The organism is Butyrivibrio sp. TB, assembly GCF_900110805.1.
Classification (GTDB): Bacteria; Bacillota; Clostridia; order Lachnospirales; family Lachnospiraceae; genus Butyrivibrio; species Butyrivibrio fibrisolvens_C.
On sequence record NZ_FOER01000004.1, the window covers coordinates 56,058 to 81,821 of the forward strand.

Sequence of the window (25,764 nt, forward strand, 5' to 3'; positions counted from 1 at the left end):
GTCATATGAATGGACAAGTTTAGTAAAAGCTGCTAAGAGCCTATTTACATGATCTTGGAACAATGCCAAAAGCCCGGATCAGGCTTTTGATATAGCTTTATTAAGCGTATTAAGAACGAGTTTTTTATTGGCGGACCATAAGGGCGCGATAAGCAGCCTTTTTGGTCCGTCTCCTGTTATACGATGAACCACAATTTCCGGAGGCAGAAGTTTCAAACATTTGACTACGATATCGCAATACTCTTCAAGAGTAAAAATATGAAATGAAGTCTCTTCAAACTCTTTTGCAAGATCAGTGCCTTTTAGTACATGAAGAAGCTGAAGCTTGATTCCGTCAAGAGAAGGTGTAAGGCCTGCAAGATACATAACAGAAGAGAGCATATCTTCTTCACTTTCACCGGGAAGCCCTAATATTACATGAACGATAACGACAAAGTCTCTTTCTTTTAACCTTCTATATGCATCTTCGAATACAGGCAGCTTGTATCCCCTTCTAAAGTGCCGTGCCGTGTCTTCATTAATAGTCTGAAGCCCAAGCTCAATCCAGATATCCTTCCCATACTCGTTTCGAAGCGATTCCAGCATCGAAATTATCTCATCAGGCAGACAGTCCGGCCTTGTTCCAATAGACAAAGCAACAATCTCAGGATGTGACAAAGCCTGCCTATAAATCTTTTCTAAGATTGCCGGATTTCCATAAGTATTAGTAAACGACTGAAAATAGGCTATATACTTATGATCCTTCCCCTTAAGCTTAGCTGCAACCTTCTCTTTAGCTGATTCAATCTGCCTGTCGATATTTTCTTCTATAGATGTGGAATTACCATTTTCATCCTTCGCCAGAAAAAAAGCCGCAAAATCCCCAGACCCTCCTTCCGAACAGAACGTGCACCCACCATTTCCAACAGTCCCATCTCGATTGGGGCAAGTGCATCCAGACTGAAGCGACAATTTATAGACCTTGCATCCATATGTTCTTTTTAAATAATCAGATAAAGTGTTTATATTCATATGCTAATTATACTCCAGATAGTTACATATATTCGCGACCTTGAAATAGAAGCGCACATTTATTATCGCCCGTCCCCCCGCCACCACCCCCACGAATATCCACAATTGCATATTTTGTCTTTAAAGGATATACTATAGCGTGATATATAATCGATAATTATAAGATGCGGACATTATAATTATAAACCGCATCACCACAGGTCCAGGCGCATCATTCGCGCTGTGAGGCCGGAAAGAAGGTAAAATGTACACAAAGATCGGTAGTAACGAACCCTGCTGGTGTGGCAGCGGCAAAAAGTACAAAAAGTGCCACGAGCAGTTTGATGAGCGCATTATCGGGTTTGAACTTAAAGGGCATGAAGTTCCACCCCGCAGGATCATCAAGACCAAAGAACAGGTAGAAGGAATCAAAGAAAGCGCCAAGATCAACATAGCTTGTCTTGACCGCGTAGCTAAAGAGATTCATGCAGGCATGTCAACTGAAGAGATAGATCATATAGTAGCAGAGACAACAAGGGCAATGGGCGGCATCCCGGCGCCACTTAACTACGAAGGATTCCCTAAGAGTGTATGTACCTCTATCAATGATCAGGTATGTCACGGAATCCCATCCCCTGATGATATATTAAAAGATGGTGATATCATCAATGTAGACTGCTCTACAATCTACAACGGATATTTCTCCGATTCATCACGAATGTTCCTCATAGGAGACGTATCTCCCGAGATGAGAAAGCTTGTAGAAGTTACCAAGGAATGTGTAGAGATCGGTGTCAAGATGGTTAAGCCATGGACTTTCATGGGAGATATGGGCCATGCTATACACCAGCATGCGCTTGATAACGGATATACAGTTGTAAGAGAAATAGGCGGTCACGGCTGCGGCGTAGAGTTCCACGAAGATCCATTCGTAAGCTTTGTATCAAGGCCGGGAACAGAGATGCTCATGGTACCCGGTATGACTTTTACCATAGAGCCTATGGTCAATATGGGAACAGACCGTATCTTCGTAGACGAAGAGAACGACTGGACTATCTATACCAATGACCACAAGCCGTCTGCGCAGTGGGAAGTTCAGGTACTCGTAACGGAAGACGGCTGCGAAGTTCTGACATACTAAGACAAGGCTGATAGCAGACTATATATAATCCGGGAAAAGATCTATTAAAACCTGATCATTCCCAGATACAAAGGCATTTAAAGAAAATCATAAAGATATGAAATAAAGGAGTTTTACATGCAAAACAAAGGCAAATATTATCTCACTACGGCTATTGCCTATACATCAGGTAAGCCTCATATAGGTAACACATATGAAGCAATCCTTGCTGATGCTATCGTTCGTTATAAGAGAGCTGACGGCTATGATGTTCACTTCCAGACAGGTTCTGATGAACACGGCCAGAAGATCGAGTCAAGAGCTATTGAAGCAGGGTGCGATAGCCCTAAGGAATTTGTAGATCAGGTATCCGGAGTTATCAAGGATATCTGGAACAAGGTTGGAACATCTTATGACCGTTTCATCCGTACTACTGATGAGGATCATGTTAAGCAGGTTCAGAAGATCTTCAAGAGATTCTATGATCAGGGCGATATCTACAAAGGATCATATAAGGGCAAATACTGTACAGAGTGTGAAGCTTTCTATACAGACTCTCAGCTCAAGGACGGCAAGTGTCCTGTATGCGGCGGCGATGTTCATGATTCAGAAGAAGAAGCTTATTTCTTCAAGATGAGCAACTATACTCAGAGACTCATTGACTATATCAACGAGCATCCTGAGTTCATCCAGCCTGAGTCCCGTAAGAACGAGATGATGAATAACTTCCTCCTTCCGGGTGTTCAGGATCTGTGCGTATCCAGAACAAGCTTTAAGTGGGGAATCCCGGTAGACTTTGATGACAAGCACGTAGTATACGTATGGCTTGATGCTCTTGCTAACTATATCACAGGTATCGGTTATGACTGTGATGGTAACAGCACGGAAGAGTTCAAGAAATACTGGCCTGCGGACCTTCACCTTATAGGTAAGGATATTCTTAGATTCCATACAATTTACTGGCCTATATTCCTTATGGCTCTTGATCTTCCTCTTCCTAAGCAGATCTTCGGTCATCCATGGCTCCTGCAGGGCGGCGAGAAGATGAGTAAGTCCAAGGGTAACGTTATCTATGCTGATGATCTTGTAGATCTCTTCGGTGTTGATGCGGTTCGTTATTTCGTACTTCACGAGATGCCTTTTGATAACGATGGAACTATCACATGGGAACTTATGGTTGAGCGTTTCAACTCTGATCTTGCCAATACTCTTGGTAACCTTGTAAGCCGTACTATCGCTATGAGCAACAAGTACTTTGACGGCGTGGTAGAAGATAAGGGCGTAGCAGAAGCTGTTGATGAAGACCTTAAGAACGTTGTTACAGGTACATACAAAGTAGTAGAAGAGAAGATGGATGAGCTTAGAGTAGCTGATTCTCTTACAGAGATCTTCAACCTCTTCAAGAGATGCAATAAGTATATCGATGAGACAGAGCCGTGGGTACTTGCCAAGGATGATTCCAAGAAGGACCGCCTTGCAACAGTTCTTTATAACCTTACAGAATCCATCATGATCGGTGTATCACTTCTTGCTCCGTTCATGCCAGAAACAGCTGAGCAGACAGCTAAGAACTTTAATACACAGCTTAGAGGATTTGACAGCCTTTCCACATTTGGTTCATATCCTAATGGAAACAAGGTTTCAGCTGAGCCTGTAATGCTCTTTGCAAGAAAAGATCTTGAGACAGTCCTTAAGCAGACTGCCCAGATCACCGAGAAGCAGAAAGCAGAGTTTTTTGAAAGTCAGGAGACAGCTGCCAATAACCTCGAAAAAGCTGGAAGAATACAGGATGCTGAAAAGATCCGCGACAATCTTAAGAAGCTTCGCGGTGACGATGGATCATCTGATGAAGAAGCTATCGACATCGAGCCTAAAGCTGAAATAGAGTACAACGACTTTGCAGCAATGCAGTTCCAGGTAGGCGAAGTTATCAAGTGTGAAGCTGTACCGAAGTCCAAAAAGCTTCTTTGCTCACAGGTCAAGGTTGGATCTAAGACACTTCAGATCGTATCAGGAATTCATAAGTATTATGAGCCTGAAGATATGGTTGGCAAGAAGGTTATGGTTCTTGTAAACCTTAAGCCTGCTAAGCTTGCAGGAGTTACTTCTGAAGGAATGCTTCTGTGCGCAGAGGATGCTGATGGCAATCTCTCACTCATGGTTCCTGAGAAGAAGATGCCTTCTGGAGCAGAGATCTGCTAATATAATACGGCTTTGAGCCTTAGGGGAGGTTACAGTGCTATATGGGTGATGCTATCAAAAAAGAAAGTCTGTTCTATCAATCAGCCGATGGAATCGATAAGATTCATGCAAGTATGTGGACACCTGAAGGAGAGCCTCGTGCTATCCTTCAGATAATCCATGGCATGCAGGAATATATTGACAGGTATGATGAGCTTGCACGTTTTTTTGCCGGTCATGGTTTTGTTGTGTGTGGTGAAGATCACCTTGGACATGGTGAAAGTGTTGCAGATGGCAAAAGCTACGGATATTTCTGCAAACAGGATCCAGAGAAGGTTCTTCCTGAGGATTCGCATCAGCTTACACTTATGATGAAAGATAGATATAAAGGTCTTAAGTACATAGTACTGGGGCATAGCTTTGGATCTTTTATTACAAGAGAATATCTGGCCAGGTTTGGATCAGATGTTGATGTGGCTATAATCTCAGGAACAGCATATCAGCCGGCGAGTGTTGCAAAGAGCGGTTTGTTTCTGGCAAGACTTCAGAAGCTGTTTTTCGGAGACAGGCATATAGCCAGGTCTCTTGACAAGATATCTTTTGGCTCCTATCTGTCTAAGATTGAGAATCCAAAGACGCCTTCTGACTGGCTTTCTTATAACGAAGAGTCCGTTGCGGCATACCGGAGTGACCCTTGGTGCACATTTACTTTTACCATTAATGGATTTGAAACTATGGCTAAACTCCTACTGCTTGTGGGTAACAAGAATAGGATGCAGTTTATCCCTCACGATCTTCCGATCCTTCTGTCTGCAGGAAGGGAAGACCCCGTAGGAAACTATGGTAAGGGTGTAGAACAGCTTTATAATATTTACAAAGATGAGATAGGCCTTAACGTATCTTTGAAGCTTTATGATCATATGCGTCATGAGATACACAATGAACCGGACAGACTCAAAGTGTATGAAGATTACCTTGAATTTGTTAATAGGTTTATCTGAGCCGGAATCATATTTTTACAGTTTTTGTTTTGATCTATTTTATATCTATACTGACATCTGTTTGAACTGACATAAGCAATGTGGAGGAGATTGGCGCTTATTAAAAGGCCACTCTTGGGAGATATCATGGAGTTTATTATCAGGAAGGGATATGCCAGTGACTGGGACAAGGCAATGGAGCTGGTGTGGAGGACATTTATAGTATTTAATGCCGCTGATTACAGCACGGAAGGACAGGAGAATTTCAGGAAATTTCTCTTTGGCCAGGAACTGTATCAGCAATATGCTATCGGTAACTATGACCTTCTTACAGCATTTGACAAGGATACCCTGGTTGGCGTGCTGCTTCTTAGAGAGAACAGACACATATCGCTCCTATTCGTGGACGGAGACTATCATGGCCGCGGGATAGGGCATATGCTTATAGAATGTGCATCCAAGTATGTCAGGAAAAAAGGAAGAAGATTTAAGATAAGCGTTAACGCTTCGCGCTTCGCTGTTCCTTTTTATAAACATGAGGGTTTCAAGGAAGCCAGAATCGAGCAGTTCGAGGATGGTATAAGATATCTCCCTATGGAACTAAAATTGTGATTGGTATTTTGACTTTTCAGGCAATAGGGCCTTTTGTTCAAGCACCAAAAGCAGCTCTATTGCTATATTTTTGTAATGAGTGACAATAAGTCACAGAAAATGGTGGGTTATGAGTAAGTTATTTGATTTAGACAGTCCTTTGATGAGAATTCTTAATAAGGTTGCGGATCTTATGATCCTTAATGTTGCAACGCTTCTTTTCTGTGTGCCGGGCCTTTTTAGCGGCTATGTTGCACTTCAGATCTACATGAGTGAAGGTGTTATCAATCTTCCTGCGATCCTGATGTTCGTAGTATTGTCCATACCGATAGGAAGTGCACTTACAGGAATGCATTTTGTGCTTCTTAAGATGGTAAGAGGTGATGAAGCATATATTATCAAGGATTTCTGGAAGTCTTTTAAACTTAACTTCAAGCAGGCATCAGTGATATGGCTTATATTTGAAGTTGCGGGATTTTTACTTATTGCGGATTACAAGATATATATGGGCTCAGATACTTTCCCAAAGATCATGCTCATCATGACAGGTGTTGTTGCAATAGTTATATTTATTATATACATTTATGTCTTCCCGGTATTGTCAAGGTTTTCAAATACAATAGCTAATACTATTAAGAATTCATTTCTTATGTCAGTTCTGGGACTTCCGAGAACTCTCGGAATGATACTTATTACAGGCGCATCATTTGCTCTTCCTGTTCTTGGTGCAACTTTGATCTATCGTATATTCCCTTTATACATTTTATTTGGATTATCACTTCCGGGATTTTTGTGCGCTCTTCTTTACAGCCCTTTATTCAAGAGGTTTGAGCCTGAAGTCAAAGAAGAAAAGATGTCCACAGAAGAAGAACTCCTTGAGGCTGCAAGAGCTATCCAGGGAGCTAAAGACGAAGACTACGACGAAGTTGCAAAGATCATTCAGGATGAAGGAATGGATGATGAGGATAATTGATAATGATAAAGTTCTGATGACAGCTATTAAGGGTTGTTTAAGGCGGATTGTTTTGTGAACATATCATTATTGAAAATGGATGTAAATAACATTTGCTTATCGAATCGTGCCGGGTTTATTACTTGCAGTAATGAACCTGGCATTTCTTTTGGATGTTGATATCGGTATATTGTCATTCTGACGTAAAGTTTTCGTTTTCTTCGGCAGATTGACATAAAAAAAAGAGAAAATAATTCTCAATATGCATATTGTCTATAACCGCTGATTAATTTTGTTAAATCGCGCCATATCAAAAAAAGAAAGTAAACGATATACTGAGTAAGGATTGAAAAATCTGGATGACTATTTCTTTTATGAATGGGAGGATTATAATATGGCAAGCTTACAGTTAGAGCATATTACAAAACAGTATCCTAACGGTTTCGTAGCTGTTAAGGATTTCAACCTTGATGTTGAAGATAAGGAATTCATCATTTTCGTTGGACCTTCAGGATGCGGTAAATCAACAACTCTTCGTATGATCGCAGGTCTTGAAGATATCTCTTCAGGTACACTTAAAATCGGCGGCAAAGTAATGAACGATGTAGAGCCTAAGGATCGTGATATCGCGATGGTATTCCAGAACTACGCTCTGTATCCTCATATGACAGTATATGATAACATGGCATTCGGTCTTAAACTTCGTAAAGTTCCGAAGGAAGAGATCGACCAGAAGGTTAAGGCAGCAGCTAAGATCCTTGATCTTTCAAATCTCCTTGATCGTAAGCCTAAGGCTCTTTCAGGTGGTCAGAGACAGCGTGTAGCTATGGGACGTGCTATCGTTCGTAATCCTAAGGTATTCCTTATGGATGAGCCTCTTTCAAACCTTGATGCTAAGCTCCGTGTTCAGATGAGAACAGAGATCGCTAAGCTTCACCAGAGACTTGGTACAACAATCATCTACGTTACACACGACCAGACAGAGGCTATGACTCTTGGTACCAGAATCGTAGTTATGAAAGATGGTGTTGTTCAGCAGGTAGATACACCTCAGAACCTCTATGACAAGCCACAGAACCTCTTCGTTGCAGGATTCATGGGTTCACCTCAGATGAACTTCCTTGATGCTGACGTAGAAGTTACAGGTGATACAGCATACCTCAAGATCGCTAACCAGAAGATCGAGCTTCCTCCGGCTAAGTCCAAGAAGCTTATCGAGGGTGGCTATGACGGAAAGAAGGTTACATTCGGTATCCGTCCTGAAGATGTTGATGATTCAGAGATGTTCGTTAACACTTCTAAGGCTGTATTCGAGTCTACAATCAACGTATACGAGCTTCTTGGTGCAGAAGTTTATCTGTACTTCGATCTCGAAGGATTCCCTATCACAGCTAGAGTTGATTCTCGTACAACAGCTAGACCTGGCGATAAGGTTAAGTTCGGTTTCGATGTTGAGAAGATTCACGTATTCGACAAAGAGACAGAGAAGACAATCACAAACTAATAATAGTTTACTTAAAGGCAGAGCTTACGGGCAATGTCATTAAGTTTACATTGAACACTTAAGGAACTAACCCAAAAATCAGCAAGAGCGATGGAGATATTTATATCTTCACCGCTCTTGTTTTATTTTTGAACATCACAATTAGACAGACAAAAGTCTGTCTAAAATAGTATTCAGTTCAGCGTAATTATGCTACTCTGTACAAGAAGCCATGAAAAATCTTTACAGTCAGATTTCGAGTGCGATGTCGTTCTGGCCGTATTGGTATAAGATTTCTTGCAATTATGGTTTCCAGATCAGGTGGTGTCGCTCTATTATAAAAGAAGAGTCTGCATATATGGACAGCAACCGAGAAGTTTGCTTTATATGTATGCTTTCTTTGCTTTTTGGCAATGACTACGTGAGAGGTAATCATTTCAGAAAAGTTATACATAATCAGATGTGCATAGATTTCTTGATGGATGCACATCACCTTTTTTGAATGAAAGTCCAGCATTCCGACGGTATATTTCAGGTCTCTGAATGAGGTTTCTATTCCCCACCGTGCTGCATACAATTTTTTTACTTCTTCCAGTGGATAATTAGCGGCATCTAAGTTTGTAAGTACTGTCTCAAATGTATCCGGCGTTATCCTGAATCTTACAACCCGAAAACTCAATTCGTAAAACCTTACAGGATCATATTTTCGTAATTTCTGGGGAAGATAATCAAATGGTGTTGAACTTGCTATAAAACGGTAATGATTTTTATCTTTTAACAACTCCTTTATCTCATTTGTCTGCTTACGAGTAAGTTTTAAGGATATGTCAACATCAAATTCATCTTTATTGGGAAGAACCAATCCTTCTTTTATTCCCGTCTTTCCGTCCTTGATACGAATGAGAAATGACCACCCTTTCTCCTGTATATGTGCCATGTTGTTGTATGATTCATAACCTCTGTCCGCTATAACAAGAGCCTTGGGGATATTTGAATGATCGACCATTGTCTGCAGTGCAGCATGTTCGTTCCAATCCCAACGTCCTTGTATTATTGTGTCAACATAAATATGTTGGTCAAGGCTGTACAGCGCATTTAAATGCAGAAGATTATATGGTTTCTGCTCATTAGTTCCTTGGAAATATGATGATTTATCCTGTGGATTTGTTGCTATCTGAATGTCAGAACCATCAACAGCCAAGATTTTCATTTCATCAGACGGCATTGTCAGCATTTTTTGGGTAAATCTATCAAAAACAGACTTCAACGCTTCCGGTTTGATTTTTGCTCGTTTCTGCACAAATGCAGAAGCTGAAGGCATCTCAGAAGAAGCCTGAAAGAGATCAATCATCTCATTTGTAAGGCTTTTACTACCCATTCCAATAATGTTTTTTAACATTGATTCAAATGAGAGTTTGCGTTTACGCGTGAAATCTCGATGAGGATCGTAGCAGAATTCTTCGGGTTTAGCAGCCACAGCACGAATTTCAGATAACAAAACATCTTTAATGTGTTTCGGTTTCATGTATAACCTCCTTGCAATCAGTTTTTCCTAATTACAAGGGCCGCTTTCGCTACCTTTTAATACTATCAGTAGCGAAAGCGGCCGCACATTTTGGCATTCGTGTCAAGTGTTTTTTATAAAAAAAGACCCCTATACCATTTCTGATATAGAGATCTTTGTTTTGTCATCTTAACTTAATGACATTGAGCTTACGGGCTCTGCCTTTTTTGAGCAAAAAAACGTCCTGCCCGGAGATATACTCAGCAGACAGGACATTTCATTTGTTTATAATTATCATAGTGTTACTTCCTTTCAACTATAATATCGGTGCTTTATGATAAAACTTTAGTGCGTTTCAGCCATTTTTATGTTTCTATATAGTATAATTATAATGTTTGACTGTATTGATATATAAGATGAAGGGATTGTATGGGAGATGAAGCACGATAAACATAGAGATAAACTGATTGTGGGGGCACTTCAAACAGCTCTGTGTCTTGTTATGATAACAGCTCTTGTTCTTACGGGGTGTGAGAGCGCGCATGTATCCTCTGGGACAGGTGCCAGTGCGGTTATGCTCACAAGCATGGAGGAAGCTGCACTATCAGAGAGTGCGGCGACTTCATATACATCTGATGTTGTACTAGAATCTGGCGTAGACATTAGTATTGATAGTAGTTCTTATGATTCTGTAGTAGAAGTTACTATCGAAGATGGAGCGCAGAGCTCATCAGAAGAAAGCAGCACGTTTACAGTAGCAGGATCTCCTGCACGGACTTTCTATGTAGAGGGAACGCCGGCAGTTGTAAGTGATTCTGATTCCAAGGATGATGACTCTATGAATCTGAACGGTCAAAGCAGCGGCGCAGATGTAAGTGTAACAGAGCTTGTAGCTGATAATTCAACTGATGAGAGCCAGAAATCTTCGGAATCATCAGATAATAATTCTTCAGATAAATCTTCTCAGGAGTCCAATCAAGACAGTAATTCCGGTAATACCCAGCAGACTCAGTCAAAGACTGTAGCCTCAGAGACAGGAGATGTCACCTATGGTATTGATGTGGCTTCATATCAGGGTGTTATAAATTGGCAGAAAGTTGCTGCATCCGGAGTTGGCTTTGCTATGGTCAGGGTTGGCTACAGGTCCAATGACGGCGTACTTCATGAAGATGCCAATGCTAGATATAACCTTCAGGAAGCAAACAAATATGGTATTAAGACAGGAGCATATTTTTTCTCCAGAGCTACTAGTCAGGATGAGGCAATTCAGGAAGCTAATCTTTGTATTAGTATAATAAGCGGATATTCCATAACCTATCCCGTTGCATATAACTGCGAGGGATATAATAAATCCACAAGCCGCCAGTATGGTATCTCTATGCAGGACAGATCCTCATATGCACAGACATTCCTCTCTACTGTTAAAAGCGCAGGATATACTCCGATGTTTTATGCATCCCGTAACGAGCTTGCGGGAGGTACAGACTGGGATACAGCATCTCTTGCAGGAAGTAACAAGATCTGGCTTGCCTACTATCCGTCGGATTCATCGGTTACTAGCCCGGGATATTCAGGTTCTTACTGCATGTGGCAGTATACAAGCAAAGGCTCTGTGCCCGGTATTGAAGGCAATGTTGATATAGATATAGCTTATTTTGGATATTCGGGAACTAGTTCTGCCAAGTCTGATACAGCAACAGAAAGTGTTACTGCCAACATGGAGTCAGGTATGACATTTACAGAGGTCAATGAGACTGTGACCTGTAAGGATGTTCTAAACCTGCGGGATCGTCCCAGTCAGGGCGAAGCTTCTGTAGTCATAGCCAAGATCAAAAACGGCGAGACAGTAACAAGGACAGGATATAATGAAACTACCGGCTGGAGCAGAGTTATCTATAACGGTCAGACTCTTTACTGCGTAAGCAGCTACCTTATAGTTGTCGAATAAAAGATTATGGTATTAACTTGAATCAGTAGTATAACTATAAAACTATAACATATTTGTTATAACGTATTCTTGATTTGCACACATACATAAAATAGGCTAAAATTACTTTTGGTGTGTGCGATAACATGCACAAGTAGCACTAAGTAAGTGCTTACAGTAAATGAAGCGAGGATAAAAGAATGATTTCCGCACAGATAATCAAGCAGAGCATAAGCCAGCTGCAGGCTATAACAAGAGTTGATCTTACAGTCATGGATCTTGCAGGAGGTATTGTTGCAAGTACTAAGGACGGTGAAGATATAGATTCAAGCCTTGTTGTAAGCTTTGCTAACTCTCCTGTAGATTCACAGGCTATAGGCAACAGACACCTTCTTAAGATCATGGATGACAACGAGCCTGCATATATACTTATAGCAAGTGGCAATGATGAAGGTGCCTATACTATTGGTAAAATATGTGTCTGCCAGTTGCAGGATCTTATAGTTGCTTATAAAGAGAGATTTGACAGGAACAATTTCTTCCAGAATCTGATGCTTGATAATCTTCTTCTTATAGATATCTATAATAGAGCTAAAAAGCTCCATATCGATGCAGTAAGGCCCAGAGTTGTAATAATTGTTGAGACAGGCAAGGACAATGATAATACAGTATCAGAGCTTCTTGGCAGCATCTATACAACTCAGGCAGGTGATTATATCACTGCAGTTGATGAGAACAGTGTGATCCTTATCAAGTCAGTTGATAATCCTGACAGCTATGATGAGATCGCTCAGATAGCAACAACTATTGTAGATATGATGAATACAGAAGCAATGCTCAATGCAAGGGTTGCTTATGGTACAATAGTAGGAGAACTCAAGGATCTGTCCAAGTCATATAAGGAAGCCAAGATGGCACTTGAAGTTGGTAAGATCTTCTATGCTGAGAGGAATGTCAATGCATACAATACTCTTGGTATAGGAAGGCTTATTTATCAGCTTCCTGTTAACTTGTGTCATATTTTCCTTGAAGAGATATTTGGCGACAATGATGTCCTCGATCAGCTTGATGAAGAGACTCTTAGCACTATAGCCAAGTTCTTCGAGAATAACCTTAATGTATCAGAGACATCACGTCAGCTCTTCGTACATCGTAATACTCTCGTATACCGTATAGAGAAGCTTGAACGCAGTACCGGCCTTGATATACGCAAATTCGATGATGCACTTACATTCAAGATTGCACTTATGGTTTCGAACTATATCAAATATCTTGATGCCAATGAGTATTGACAAATAAACGAAAAAAGGATATATTACTAGCATTGCGGCTCTGTGAAGGGTGCATATATTTTGTGAATAGCCGGGTCTTATGCAATGGGACTTTGCGAAACGTGTCAGGTCGGGAACGAAGCAGCACTAAGCATTTCATCTCATGTGTTGTAAGGTGCCTTGTTACTTTGCAGGGTATGTGCATCCGTCACAGGGTCGCAGTTTTTTTACAATTTTGTTGGTTTACTTTGGATGAGGTTATTTTATGGAAAAAGCGTATAAATTAGAATTCACCAAAGAAGAAAATGAAAGTTTATATGTTACCAGCTGTGGTCTGTCCAAAACCGGACCGAACCATCACTTCGGCCCTGCCATAAAGCCTCATCACATGATCCATTACATCTTAAGCGGCAAGGGAATATTCAGACTTAAGGGTAAGGAATATAAGCTTACTGAAGGGGCCGGATTTCTTATAACACCTGATGAGCTTGCATATTATGAGGCTGACGAAGAAGATCCTTGGACCTATGTGTGGGTCGGATTTGGGGGAAGCCTTGCAGGGTCTATAGTTGAGCAGTTGTCATTGTCTCCTGATCAGCCTATATTCAGAAACTCAGAATCAGATAAGATATATTCTATAGTTCATGATATGATGGAGCATAACACTTTTAGTGTTGCAGATATACTTGAGCGAAACGGCCAGCTCCACCTATTCCTTTCAGTTGTTGCAGGAAGCCTTATTTCTTCAAAGGGTGAATCGGAGAGTGCCAACAATTATGTTCAAAAAGCTATCTCTTTTATAAGGGCCAATTATTATAACCCTATCAAGATAACTGATGTTGCAGATTATGTCTGTGTTAACAGAAGCTATCTGTATACCCTTTTTGAAAAGGCGCTTGGAGTATCTCCTCAGCAGTATCTTAGTTCATACAGGATATCCAAAGCCTGTGACCTTCTAAAAGTCACGGACCTTCCTATAGAGAGTATTGCCATATCATCAGGATATAACGATCCTCTGGTCTTCACTAAGGCGTTTAGGATGAATAAAGGAATGTCACCTTCAAACTATCGTAAAGCTCACAAAAAAGATGCTCTCCCCGGAGGTAAAGAGCACCTTAAACAGCTTGAAAAGTATCTTGAAGGTAAGACCACAAACTAGTATTATTCCAGTTCCTTTCTTGCTTTCTTTTCAAGTTTGTTGCGGATACGAAGTTCTAAGAAGAATTTCTTTAATATAGAACTGCAATCTTCTTCCATAACATTCCATACAACTTCGCACTGATGGTTGAAGTCTGGATTTTCGAGGATGTTGAGGATAGTGCCTCCGCATCCTGACTTCTGGCTTTGACAGCCTATGACTACCTTGGGTATCCTGGCCTGAACTATAGCGCCTGCGCACATCTGGCAGGGTTCAAGTGTTACATACAAGGTGCAGTCTTCAAGGCGCCAGTCCTTGATGATCTTGCCGGCTTTCTTCATAGCAGATATCTCGGCATGGCATAGAACAGACTTGTCAGTATTTCTTCTGTTATAACCTCTGCCGATGATCTGCCCGTCATATACGATCACACATCCTATAGGAACTTCTCCAAGATCATAGGCTTTTTTGGCCTGCTTTAAGGCCTCTTTCATGTAGTAATTATGCTCTTTTTCAATATCATCAAAAATTTTTTTCATAAAATCTCAATCAAATCATACTATTCTGGTAGGTTTTGTGTTATAATAAGTCACACTAGAATAAACTAATGTTATTATACAACAGTAAGAGGTTTTTTATATGAAAATATCAACCAAAGGAAGATATGCACTCAGAGTCATGATAGATCTGGCTCTTCACGATAACGGAGAATACATAGCTCTTAAGGACATCTCTGAAAGACAGGGGATTACGGTCAAGTACCTGGAGCAGATCGTGACCAATCTTAACAAGGCGGGATTTCTTCGCAGTATGCGCGGCAACAACGGTGGTCACAGGCTTGCACGCAGGCCTTTTGAATACAAGGTTGGAGATATACTGCGCACTATGGAAGGAAGTCTTTCGCCTATAGAATGTCTTGCAGACTCTACATCAGACGGCGTGAACTGTCCACGTTCTGAAGAGTGTCCTACTTTGGGCTTCTGGCGCGGTCTTGATAAGGTTATCAATGAATACGTAGACAGATATACACTTCAGGATCTTATCGATCAGGAACAGATGATCGCCGGCGGGTACGACTATTCTATCTGATCATAGTCCGCTATAGTCAAATGCGGGGATGAAGCTTGATTTATCAGTTTCATCTCCTTGAATGAAGGCGTATTCTACGCCTATGTCTATTGCATAGTCTACAAGCTTGTCGTAGTCAGCTACGCTTACAGTGCGTGTAAGCTCCGGGAATGCTGCGCTATGCGGCATTGGAGTATACTGATTCATAATACTTATGTAGATATCATTTCCGAATCTGTTATGAATCCTGTTAACCACGTTCATAGAATCGTCAAGATGCCCCGGCAGTAAGAGGTGGCGGACGATGGTGCCTTTTTTCATCAAGGGGCCGGAATAATCAGATGACTCATCCTGCCCTGATATATCATAGTTCGTAGAGTCATGATCAATTTTTTCTGTTTGGGTGACATCATCTAAAGATGAGTCTTCGCCGGTTACTATATCGTTATATTCATCAGCATTTAAGCTCTTTTGGCAGGCTTCTTTTCTAGAAATTCCCGGATGAACATGGGGATAATAAAATGTTGGAGCGCCAGTCTGTCTTACCATCTCTTCGATAGCAGGAAGTGCCTTTTCAAAATAATCCCTTGCTTTACTATATTTAAACGATAATTCGCTGTTATAGTACTTACAATCCGGAAGATATATATCAACAAGGCCGTCAAGCATCTTGATGGTGTCAACATTTTCATAAGCGCTTGTATTATAAACAACAGGGATTTTAAGGCCTTTATCTTTGGCGATTTCCAAAGCTTTGATAATACTTGGGACGAAATGAGTCGGAGTTACAAGGTTGATATTGGCAGCTTTCTTGTCTTGAAGTTCTAAGAATATATCGGATAGTCTATCTACCGAAATCTCTTTTTTTACCTCATCATGCGCTATCTCATAGTTCTGACAAAAAACACATCCCATGTTGCAACCTGAGAAGAATACAGCTCCGGATCCTGTCTCTCCGGATATGCAAGGCTCTTCCCAAAAGTGAAGGGCAGCTCTTGCCGCAGCGATAGTTCCGGAAGCTTGGCAAAAGCCTCTTTCGCCCTTGGTGCGGTCTACGCGGCATTTTCTAGGACATATCATGCAATTTTCATATAGTAAGTTTAATTCATTATTCATAGCAATAGCATTTTAACGTAGTTACTGGTAATAATACAAGTTTTTGGATGGTGTGCATGAAAAAGCTAATGGTTGTAGTGTCATATATCAATGAGGTAGGTGTCAAAAGTTCCTTTTGACACCTTTTGACCCTTACGTCATATCAATTTAAGGGATTTAATTTAGAGAAAAATCAGTTTTTTTAACTTGAATGCTTGTGTATAATATGTTATGTAGAATTGCGAGATGAACGCAGTTCATATATTCTGATTTATAGTATTCATGTATAGATTTATTATTGTTTATGATTGGAGTACAAAATGGCATTCGGTGATGAGATAATGCAGGGGGTCATGAATGCGGCTGATACAGTAACCAAAGCTGTCGAAACCGGAAACTTCAGCAATTTGAGCAGTGACCTGTCTGCTACATTTAATGATACGGCTAAGAGGTTCAAAGAGCAGGCTGCGCGCAGCGGTATATACAATTCGTATATGCCTGGTGGCTCATCTGCAAGGAATAATTCCGGCGTTAACATGACAGAGCAGTATATTCTTAACAAAAAGAAGATCAGTGTATTTCAGAAGGCTCATGTTAGTAGTATATCAAGCACTATATCGGGTATAATCGCAGGCTTTTTTACAATATCATCTTTGCTTTTTACGTTAATAATGCTTCCCGGAGCTATAACTTTTACATCAGCATCTGAGATATCAGGATTTATATTTTTCTCTTTGATCACTATTTTATTTGGACTGTGGTGGAAGAAAGCTCATGATAAAAAGAAGCTTATAAAGCAGTTCAATCTTTTCAAAAAGGCAGTCGGTAACAGAGAGTATATATCAATTAAAGAGTTTGCAAGTATAGTTCAGATTTCGGAAGATGATCTTAAGAAATCTTTGAAGAAGATGATATCAAGCGGAATGCTCATTGGCGCAAGGTTTGATGATGAAGAGACAACTCTGATCCTGTCTGAGAATGCATTTGATGAGTACAAGAAATTTGTTCAAAGTCAGAGACAGCAGGAGATCTACGATCAGTCAGCTCAGGTTGATACTCAGGGTATGAATGTGACTTCTGATTCGCAGAAAGTTATTGATGAAGGCAATGAATACCTTGTCAAAGTAAGACGTATCAACGATATGATCCCTGATAATGATGAAGAGCACATGTCAGACAAGCTCTATAATCTCGAGAATATCATGAAGAGGATATTCGAACATGTAGGCCAGCATCCGGAGAAAGCGCAGGATCTTCGTAAGTTCATGAACTATTACCTGCCTACTACAGAGAAGCTCCTGAATGCATATGTTCATCTTGATGCTCAGCCTGAAGTCGGAGACAATATCAAAGATACCAAGAAGCAGATCTCTGATGCTCTTGATACCATTAATACAGCTTTTGAGAAACTCTTCGATGATCTTTTTGAAGAACAGGCTTGGGATATAGCATCTGATATATCTGTAATGCAGACAATGATGAGCCAGGATGGTCTTATGCAGAGCCAGTCAGGATTATAAGCGGTTCTTTTTCCATGAAGACAGATGACAATGGCAATTAGCATATTCAAAAACAGAATTGTTTTTATCGGATATAAAGAAAAAGATATATATAGAAAAATAAGGAAAAGATATATAGAAAAATATAAAGAAAAGGATAGTTATAGTAAACGACTTAAGAAAAAGCACTTTGCCAGTCATCAAATGCCTTATATGCCAGCATTAGATAACTGGCATAAGGCATTTTCTAAAGTCGTTTACTATAGAAATAATCAGTTCTTTGGAGGATAATATGGAAAATCAGTTTTCAGATCTTAATGCAGCACCATCAGCACCAACACTTTCATTTGGTGATCCACAGCCTCAGGCAGCTACAGCAAGTGCTACTGCTACAGCTCCTGCAGCAGAGTCAAAAGAAGAGAGCACCAGAAAATTCGAAGCAGATGTTCAGCTCTCACCTGAAGAACAGAAAATGGTTGATGAATTTGTAAAGCAGATCGATATAACAAATTCACAGGCTGTTATGAACTACGGCGTAGGAACTCAGAAGAAGCTTGCAGACTTCTCACAGAAGGCCATTGATAACGTAAGGACCAAGGACATGGGTGAAGTTGGAGATATGCTCTCAGGCCTTGTAACAGAGCTTAAGGATTTCGATGTCGATGAAGAAGAAAAGGGCTTTATGTCTTTTTTCAAAAAGAGTGCTAATAGAGTAAATGCTATTAAAGCAAAATATTCTACTGTTGAAACTAACGTCAACGAGATCACTTCAAGACTTGAACAGCATCAGGTTACTCTTATGAAAGATGTAGCGCTTCTCGATCAGATGTATGCTCTTAACCTTAACTATTTCAAAGAGCTTACAATGTATATCCAGGCAGGTAAGAAGAAGCTTGAAGAAGTAAGAAATAACGAGCTTGTAGAACTTCAGCAGAAGGCTCAGGCATCAGGACTTCAGGAAGATGCAGAGAAGGCCAAGGATCTGTCAAACCTTTGCGATAGATTTGAAAAGAAGATCTATGACCTTGAGCTTACTCGTACGATTGCTATGCAGACAGGCCCTCAGATCAGAATGGTACAGTCTTCTGACACTATCATGGCTGAGAAGATCCAGTCTACTATTGTTAATACTATTCCTCTTTGGAAGAATCAGATGGTCATCGCTATAGGCGTAGAGCATGCCAATCAGGCTGCCAAGGCTGAGCGCGAAGTCAATGACATGACCAATGCTCTTCTTAAGAAGAATGCAGATAAGCTCAAACAGGCTACAATAGCTACTGCTAAGGAATCTGAAAGAGGCATCATCGATATGGAGACACTGCGCCATACCAATGAGACTCTTATCAGCACTATCGATGAAGTTCTTGCAATCCAGAAGGACGGCAAGGAAAAGAGAAGAGCTGCCGAAGCTGAACTTGGCCAGATCGAGTCACAGCTCAAGGACAAGCTCATCGAGGCATCAAAAGCATAATTTAGAACGTGGGCGGCAACTGCTTGGCCGCTTACAAGTATGTAAAATTACAGTATATAACGTCGGGACGCTCCCGCTCTGTGAAAAACGTAGCGGTACTAACGATGCAAAACACGCATCGTAAGTACCGACGTTTTTCAAAGCCACTCCTTATATATACTGTAATTTCACACACTTGTAAGCGGCCAAGCAGTTGCTTTTGAGGGATGTATTTCTAGGTACCGTTACAGGATGTAACGAGCACATGTCCAGAAATACATGGATGTATTTCTATGTGCCCTTGACAATAAATTATGAATTGATTACAATCAAACGTAACGTTGAAGAGGAATAGTAATGGAACTGTCCTGTCTCAGAGAGAAGACTTATCTGGTGCGAAGTCTTTACAGTGATGTCTGTGAACCTGCCTTGGAGTTCTGTGTGAAAGTTGATTTTGTGATATAAGCTTGAATTTTTTGATGATAGTTTATATTCCTACTTCATTAACATAAACACGGCGTTTCCCGCGTTAAGGGATAGTTGAGAGAAATCTGCAGTTTTTTTCATATGCGGATTTAAATAGGGTGGTACCGCCGAAGATGAATTTATAACCTTTGGTCCCTGTTTTTAATTAAACATGGACTGAAGGTTTTTTTATGTGATAAAGCCTGATGGTCCTGGGTACAAAAAAGGAGAAAAAGATGGCAAACGAAAAGAAGAAAATGGTATCTGAGATCACATCCATGGATGAGGATTTCACACAGTGGTACACAGATGTGTGCATCAAAGCTGGTCTTATCAGCTACTCTAACATTAAGGGATGCATGGTAATAAAGCCTTCAGGATACGCTATTTGGGAGCTTATCCAGAAACACCTTGATGCCAGATTCAAAGAGACTGGTGTTAAGAATGTATACCTTCCTATGTTCATTCCTGAATCACTTCTTCAGAAGGAAAAGGATCATGTAGAAGGTTTTGCTCCTGAAGTTGCATGGGTAACACACGGAGGTCTTGAGCCACTTGCAGAGAGATACTGCGTACGTCCTACTTCAGAGACACTGTTCTGCGATTATTATAAGGGTGAGATCCACTCTTACAAGGATCTTCCACAGGTACTGAACCAGTGGTGCTCAGTAGTAAGATGGGAGAAAGAGACAAGACCTTTCCTTCGTTCACGTGAGTTCTTATGGCAGGAGGGCCACACAGCTCATGCAACTATGGAAGAGGCAGAAGAGCGTACAGTTCAGATGCTCAATGTATATGCTGACTTTTTGGAAAATGATATGGCAATCCCTGTTATCAAGGGTCAGAAGACAGAGAAGGAGAAGTTTGCAGGTGCTGAGCATACATACACAGTAGAAGCTCTTATGCACGACTGCCGTGCTCTTCAGTCTGCTACATCTCACAACTTTGGTGATGGATTCGCCAAAGCTTTCGAGATTCAGTATGCAGGTAAAGATAACAAGCTCCATTATGTATTCCAGACATCATGGGGACTTACAACAAGAACAATCGGCGCTATGATCATGGTTCACGGCGACAATGAAGGTCTTGTAATGCCTCCTAAGATAGCTCCTACTCAGGTAGTAGTAATTCCGATCCAGCAGAAGAAGGAAGGTGTCCTTGACTGTGCACAGAAGATCTATGAGAGCCTTAACGACTTCAGAGCATCTATCGATCTTACAGACAGAAGCCCGGGATTCAAGTTCGCTGAGCAGGAGATGCATGGAATCCCGATCCGTGTTGAGATCGGACCTAAGGATATGGAAGCCGGCAAGTGCGTTCTCGTAAGACGTGATACAAGAGAGAAGATGGAGTGCGCTATAGCTGATGTTCCTGCTAAGGTTGGAGAACTTCTTGATACTATCCAGAAGGATATGTATAACAGAGCTAAGGCTCACCTTGATGCTCATACATATATTGCACACAATAAGGAAGAGTTCGAAGAGAATTTCAAAGAGACCAAGGGCTTTGTTAAAGCTATGTGGTGCGGATGCCGCGAGTGTGAAGACAAGATCAAGGAAGATTATAATGTTACAAGCCGCTGTATTCCATTCGAGCAGGAGAAAATCTCAGATACTTGCGTAATCTGTGGCAAGCCTGCAACCAAGATGGTTTACTGGGGAAGAGCATATTGATGATATTTTAATATCTGTATCTTATAAAAAACTGCGCTAAGCCATAAACTTAGCGCAGTTTTTAGCACATAACGCTAATAATGTCCCTGCTTCAATGCAGCTTTTGAGCGGTTCATCTTATAATAAAAGCAATTTTTGAGCCCGTGTGTTAGAATATGCATAGGAGTTTAGATATGCGTAAAGAAGATATAAAAATCAAAATGCCCATAGAGGCAGCAGAAATACTTGAAACACTTCATGAGGCAGGATATGAAGCCTACATAGTCGGAGGATGCGTACGAGACAGTATATTAGGACGTGTTCCCGGTGACTGGGATATCACAACCAGTGCCCTTCCTCAGGAGGTCAAGAAGCTTTTTAAAAGAACTATTGATACCGGCATCAAGCATGGTACAGTTACTATCATGAAAGGTAAGGAAGGCTTTGAAGTTACAACTTACCGCCTTGACGGAGTCTATGAAGATCACAGACACCCCAAGGAAGTTACATTCACAAGAAGTCTTATAGAGGATTTAAAAAGGCGTGATTTTACTATAAACGCCATGGCCTATAATGACACAGAAGGCCTTGTAGATGAATTCGATGGTCTTAAGGACCTTGATGATAAAGTAATAAGATGTGTAGGCGATCCTGTCAGAAGATTCGAAGAAGATGCTCTTAGAATACTTAGAGCAGTCAGATTCTCCGGACAGCTCGGTTATACCATAGATCCGGAAACAGCCAAAGCTGCCAAGGAGCTTGCACCAACACTTTCTAATATAAGCGCAGAACGTATACAGACAGAATTTATCAAGATGATGACATCCATGCATCCTGAAGTTATAAGAGATGCTTACGAACTGGGCATTACCAAAGTTTTTTTGCCGGAATTCGATCAGTGTATGGAATGTGAACAGAATGCCATCCATCACTGCTACACAGTAGGAGAGCACATGATCCGTTCTGCAATGGAAGTTCCGGCTGATAAAGTTCTTCGTATCACCATGATACTTCATGACATAGGTAAGCCTTCATGCAAGACAAGCGATGAGCGAGGTGATCACTTCAAAGGTCATGCCAAAGAAGGCGCTGGTATGGCAAGGACTATACTTAGAAGACTTAAGTTCGATAATGCAACCACAGACCGTGTCTGCAACCTGGTCCTGTATCACGACATCCTAATGAAGGATGAACCAAGTGAAAAAAATGTTAGAAAAACCCTCTACCTTGTAGGCCCTTCAAACTTTGAAGACCTTCTAATGGTCAAAAAAGCTGATATGCTGGCTCAAAGTACATATCGCCGCGAAGATAAAGAAAGACGCCTTGATCTTTTGGCATCCATTGGACACGAAATCTTAGAAAGAGGCGATTGCCTGTCACTTAAAGAGCTAAAAGTCGGAGGCAAAGATCTTATAGACTTAGGAATCACCCCCGGCAAAGACATAGGAATTATCCTTAACAACATGCTCAAAGACGTCATCGGTACCCCTAATCACAACGATAAGGAATATCTGATAAAACACCTTGCTAACTACAAAAATCCAGTTGAATGACATAATAATAAAAACGGTGCCAAAAGTAACTTTTGGCACCGAGGGTTATTGAAAATTTACACTTGTTCGATCCTTCACCAAATTATAAATATTCGCAAGCTTGCTATTAAGAAAAGTATAAAAAAAGTCGATATATTATCGGATAATGATAATCATTTTTTAATGTCATGTCGCGAGCAAAGCGAGTGACTAATGGTTCAAATTTTCACATGAGGCGTTGATTTTATTTGTTAAAGTCTTGGGCATAACCTGCCTGTTATGGTCACAGCTTTTAATGCGTGCAGCCCACGGTTATTCAAAGGGGAGATGGATATGCGTAGATATGTTAGAAGTTTATTCGTAACCATTATAGCTTTTGTTGTAGCGCTGACTTTTTTCCCGGACATCTCGTATGCACAGACTGTTAACACAGTCTCTCTTGTAGGCAAGTATGATTCGTCAGATACTGCCATCATCAAATCAATCGATACAGATAACAATACCATCACGTTCCGTAATCATGATACAGGACGTGATTATACCCTTTCTTATGACAATACCACTTTGATATATAGTGAATATGGAAGAGCACTCTCGGCACAGCTCCTTGAAGTCGGAGAGATTGCCAATATCACCTTTTTGTCAGGTTCAAGGCACCTTAACAGCCTTGATATAAATGGTGATGCCTTTACTATCGACAAGTCATATGGTTATGACCTTCAGGCAGGCACTGAGACAGCTCAGATAGGAAGCAGTTACTATCATATAACTGATAAGACACTGATCCTGATAGATGGCAGGTCAGGCCGCATCGCAGATGTGCTCCCCGGTGACAATATCAAAGTAACCGGAATAGATACAGAAATCTACTGTGTAGAAGTAAAGCAAGGTCACGGATATGTATCCCTTTCATCCAACATGGTAGGAGATGCTGACATCTCCGGATCCTATCTGGAGATTGGTGATAAGAATATATACCGCGTAACTGACGGAATGCTTGTGAGCGTTCCTGAAGGAACCTACAAGCTCTTTTTGACAGGTAACGGCGTAGATTATGAGACTACTATAACGGTTGACAGGGATAAAGAGACCATAGTGGATACCAGTCAGATAGAGATCGAATATAACTTCGGTCTTGTCACCTTCAAGATCATCCCTCAGGAAGCAAGACTCTATATAGATGGCGAAGAGGTTAACCCGTCGTGGCCTATAGAACTAGCCTATGGAACTCACAAGATCGAAGCGACGGCAGAAGGGTATCTTCCTTGTTCGGAGTATCTTCATGTAGGCTCTTCCAAGGCAGAAGTTGAGATAACACTTCTTGTCGATGAAGATTATGAGAAGGAAGATGAGAAGGAAGATGAGAGTACTACAGCGACTTCTGTAAGCGACTCGTCCACTTCCCAGGCAACGACCGAAGATAAACCCAAGGAGTCTGATAAGAGCAGTGACAATGCTTCAAGTAAGTCCAAGGCCAAGACAGTTAATACAGCCAAGGCATCTACAACGGCTACAACTGTTAAGGACGGAACTCTTATAAGCGGCTATTATATTAGGATAACGGCTCCTTCTGACGTAGAAGTATATCTTGATCCTGACAAGAACAAAAAGGGAGACGACGGCAAATACATCGGAATATCTCCATGTTCTTTTACCAAGATAACAGGAGATCATGTAATAAGGCTGAAAAAAGACGGGTATCTCACCAAGGACTATACTATTAGTATTGATTCTGAGAAAAAAGATAAAGAGTACGCCTTTGAAGCACTGAAAAAGGATCCTGCAGCTTCTGCCAGCACTGCAAGTACCGAAGAACCGGATGGAACCTTGATAGAAGGATATGGCGTATATGTGGATGCGCCGGTTGGAGCTAATCTGTATGTGGACGGCGAGGAAGTTGGAGAAGTTCCCTGCTCTTTTGATAAAGTCAAGGGAAGCCATACTATAACCTTCACCCGCGACGGATATGCTACAAAGAGCTATTCGATATATGTAGATGGTAACAAGAAAGACAAGTTATATGAATTCCCTGAACTTGAGAGGTATGTAGATATATATGCTCTTGCAGGAACCGAAGTGTTCGTAGACGACGAGCTTATGGGCGTGATAGAAGGTGATGAAGCTATCAGATTTGCAAAGCTGCCTGATGCTCACAGTCAAGGGCCATCTACTATAAGGCTTGAGCTTGAAGGATATAAGACCCTCGAAGAAGAGCTTAGCGTAAGTACCTATGACGGCGTAGACAGCCACTACTATGCAGACAGACAGGAAAAAGAGGAATCTGCTGATCCTGATTCCGGAAGCAGCAAATCTTCTGACAGTGCCAGCAGTGCATCTACAGAGGCATCATCCGACGAAGGATCGTCTGAAGCTTCGACGGAGGCTTCGACAGACGGATCTGATGAAGGCAGCTTGTCAAGTAGCGGAGATCAGAACGGTCAAGACCAAAATCAGGGAGATAATACAGAGAATACAGATCAGAACTCAGATCAAAATGGCGGCGACGAAGATCAAGAAGATAATCAGAGCATCCCCGACGAACAAGGTCAGGTTGATGACTCCGGAGGCGCTGATCAAAGTGAGGTTCAGGAAGGAAGTGATAATGCTACTACATCATCTTCCACTGCGCCTTCTTCCTCCAATACAGGAGGAACTACAGAATAGGGAGTTTGAGGCTGTAAAAGTCTGATTTTTGGAAGTTGTGTATATATTAGATACAGAAACTTCGCACTTGCCAAACATACGACACTTCTTATGGTTGTACCGATGCGGGTAGTTTATAAAGTCTTTTCGTGTTCTTTTGAAAGTGTTATAAAATTCAGGAGCGTGATAGATGGAGATTCATATTCCGCATAGGGTTCGCATG

20 protein-coding genes, 1 other RNA gene and 1 other annotated feature are annotated in these 25,764 nt (G+C 41.1%); of the genes, 17 read left to right on the plus strand and 4 right to left on the minus strand.

The genetic code is table 11. From position 1 onward, the window contains the following. Positions 1 to 78 precede the first annotated feature (78 nt). Positions 79 to 1,011 (minus strand): tRNA modification radical SAM protein MnmL/YtqA, encoded by a 933-nt coding sequence (locus BMX21_RS03710; RefSeq protein ID WP_092041487.1) that lies wholly within the window; start codon positions 1,009 to 1,011, stop codon positions 79 to 81. Positions 1,012 to 1,255: 244 nt separating this feature from the next. Between BMX21_RS03710 and BMX21_RS03715 the strand changes: the two genes are divergently transcribed. The 6 genes from BMX21_RS03715 to BMX21_RS03740 all read left to right on the plus strand — a co-directional run bounded on the left by BMX21_RS03715 (position 1,256) and on the right by BMX21_RS03740 (position 8,318). Next, the gene (locus BMX21_RS03715) at positions 1,256 to 2,131 is read left to right on the plus strand and encodes a methionyl aminopeptidase (protein WP_092041490.1); all 876 of its coding nucleotides are present in this window, start codon (positions 1,256 to 1,258) and stop codon (positions 2,129 to 2,131) included. Positions 2,132 to 2,248: 117 nt separating this feature from the next. Next, positions 2,249 to 4,312 (plus strand): methionine--tRNA ligase, encoded by a 2,064-nt coding sequence (gene metG / locus BMX21_RS03720; RefSeq protein WP_092041493.1) that lies wholly within the window; start codon positions 2,249 to 2,251, stop codon positions 4,310 to 4,312. A 41-nt stretch (positions 4,313 to 4,353) separates the two neighbouring features. Continuing rightward, positions 4,354 to 5,292: an alpha/beta fold hydrolase gene (locus BMX21_RS03725; RefSeq protein WP_092041496.1), complete on the plus strand. Its 939-nt coding sequence runs from the start codon at positions 4,354 to 4,356 to the stop codon at positions 5,290 to 5,292. Positions 5,293 to 5,418: 126 nt separating this feature from the next. After that, positions 5,419 to 5,883, plus strand: coding sequence for a GNAT family N-acetyltransferase (locus tag BMX21_RS03730; RefSeq protein ID WP_074755867.1), 465 nt, complete (start codon positions 5,419 to 5,421; stop codon positions 5,881 to 5,883). Positions 5,884 to 5,992: 109 nt separating this feature from the next. After that, on the plus strand, positions 5,993 to 6,835 hold the full coding sequence (locus BMX21_RS03735) for a YesL family protein (protein WP_022753822.1): 843 nt from the start codon (positions 5,993 to 5,995) through the stop codon (positions 6,833 to 6,835). A 373-nt stretch (positions 6,836 to 7,208) separates the two neighbouring features. After that, positions 7,209 to 8,318, plus strand: a complete 1,110-nt coding sequence (locus tag BMX21_RS03740; protein WP_022753821.1) for an ABC transporter ATP-binding protein — start codon at positions 7,209 to 7,211, stop codon at positions 8,316 to 8,318. A 187-nt stretch (positions 8,319 to 8,505) separates the two neighbouring features. On the opposite strand, the gene BMX21_RS03745 is transcribed toward BMX21_RS03740, so the two are convergent. Beyond that, positions 8,506 to 9,822, minus strand: coding sequence for an IS4 family transposase (locus BMX21_RS03745; RefSeq protein WP_022756245.1), 1,317 nt, complete (start codon positions 9,820 to 9,822; stop codon positions 8,506 to 8,508). A 415-nt stretch (positions 9,823 to 10,237) separates the two neighbouring features. Between BMX21_RS03745 and BMX21_RS03750 the strand changes: the two genes are divergently transcribed. The 4 genes from BMX21_RS03750 to BMX21_RS03765 all read left to right on the plus strand — a co-directional run bounded on the left by BMX21_RS03750 (position 10,238) and on the right by BMX21_RS03765 (position 14,158). Beyond that, positions 10,238 to 11,749 (plus strand): glycoside hydrolase family 25 protein, encoded by a 1,512-nt coding sequence (locus tag BMX21_RS03750; RefSeq protein ID WP_092041498.1) that lies wholly within the window; start codon positions 10,238 to 10,240, stop codon positions 11,747 to 11,749. 179 nt (positions 11,750 to 11,928) lie between these two features. Further along, positions 11,929 to 13,020: a PucR family transcriptional regulator gene (locus BMX21_RS03755; protein ID WP_022753819.1), complete on the plus strand. Its 1,092-nt coding sequence runs from the start codon at positions 11,929 to 11,931 to the stop codon at positions 13,018 to 13,020. Between the two features lie 68 nt (positions 13,021 to 13,088). Next, positions 13,089 to 13,187: signal recognition particle sRNA small type (gene ffs / locus BMX21_RS03760), an RNA gene on the plus strand. Positions 13,188 to 13,264: 77 nt separating this feature from the next. Further along, positions 13,265 to 14,158, plus strand: a complete 894-nt coding sequence (locus BMX21_RS03765; RefSeq protein ID WP_022753818.1) for an AraC family transcriptional regulator — start codon at positions 13,265 to 13,267, stop codon at positions 14,156 to 14,158. A gap of 2 nt (positions 14,159 to 14,160) precedes the next feature. On the opposite strand, the gene tadA is transcribed toward BMX21_RS03765, so the two are convergent. After that, a complete protein-coding gene (gene tadA, locus BMX21_RS03770; RefSeq protein ID WP_022753817.1) occupies positions 14,161 to 14,676 on the minus strand; it encodes a tRNA adenosine(34) deaminase TadA in 516 nt (171 codons plus the stop codon). Between the two features lie 100 nt (positions 14,677 to 14,776). Here tadA and BMX21_RS03775 point away from each other — a divergent pair, with 100 nt between their 5' ends. Further along, positions 14,777 to 15,226 (plus strand): RrF2 family transcriptional regulator, encoded by a 450-nt coding sequence (locus BMX21_RS03775; protein ID WP_022753816.1) that lies wholly within the window; start codon positions 14,777 to 14,779, stop codon positions 15,224 to 15,226. Here the strand turns inward: BMX21_RS03775 and BMX21_RS03780 are convergent, their stop codons facing one another. Next, positions 15,227 to 16,321, minus strand: coding sequence for a radical SAM protein (locus tag BMX21_RS03780; protein ID WP_177173906.1), 1,095 nt, complete (start codon positions 16,319 to 16,321; stop codon positions 15,227 to 15,229). It abuts the gene before it with no gap. 299 nt (positions 16,322 to 16,620) lie between these two features. Here BMX21_RS03780 and BMX21_RS03785 point away from each other — a divergent pair, with 299 nt between their 5' ends. From BMX21_RS03785 to BMX21_RS03810, 6 genes are all read left to right on the plus strand, one after another. Continuing rightward, positions 16,621 to 17,820 (plus strand): 5-bromo-4-chloroindolyl phosphate hydrolysis family protein, encoded by a 1,200-nt coding sequence (locus BMX21_RS03785; RefSeq protein ID WP_022753814.1) that lies wholly within the window; start codon positions 16,621 to 16,623, stop codon positions 17,818 to 17,820. Between the two features lie 30 nt (positions 17,821 to 17,850). Beyond that, positions 17,851 to 18,090 (plus strand): hypothetical protein, encoded by a 240-nt coding sequence (locus BMX21_RS03790; protein ID WP_027218878.1) that lies wholly within the window; start codon positions 17,851 to 17,853, stop codon positions 18,088 to 18,090. 1 nt (position 18,091) lies between these two features. Further along, positions 18,092 to 19,270 (plus strand): toxic anion resistance protein, encoded by a 1,179-nt coding sequence (locus tag BMX21_RS03795; RefSeq protein ID WP_022753812.1) that lies wholly within the window; start codon positions 18,092 to 18,094, stop codon positions 19,268 to 19,270. A 311-nt stretch (positions 19,271 to 19,581) separates the two neighbouring features. After that, positions 19,582 to 19,875: a binding site (T-box leader), on the plus strand. A gap of 75 nt (positions 19,876 to 19,950) precedes the next feature. Beyond that, the gene (gene proS, locus BMX21_RS03800; protein WP_027204336.1) at positions 19,951 to 21,387 is read left to right on the plus strand and encodes a proline--tRNA ligase; all 1,437 of its coding nucleotides are present in this window, start codon (positions 19,951 to 19,953) and stop codon (positions 21,385 to 21,387) included. Positions 21,388 to 21,560: 173 nt separating this feature from the next. After that, the gene (locus tag BMX21_RS03805) at positions 21,561 to 22,919 is read left to right on the plus strand and encodes a CCA tRNA nucleotidyltransferase (protein WP_330365342.1); all 1,359 of its coding nucleotides are present in this window, start codon (positions 21,561 to 21,563) and stop codon (positions 22,917 to 22,919) included. 312 nt (positions 22,920 to 23,231) lie between these two features. Then, positions 23,232 to 25,562, plus strand: a complete 2,331-nt coding sequence (locus BMX21_RS03810) for a PEGA domain-containing protein (protein WP_177173907.1) — start codon at positions 23,232 to 23,234, stop codon at positions 25,560 to 25,562. Positions 25,563 to 25,764 lie beyond the last annotated feature (202 nt).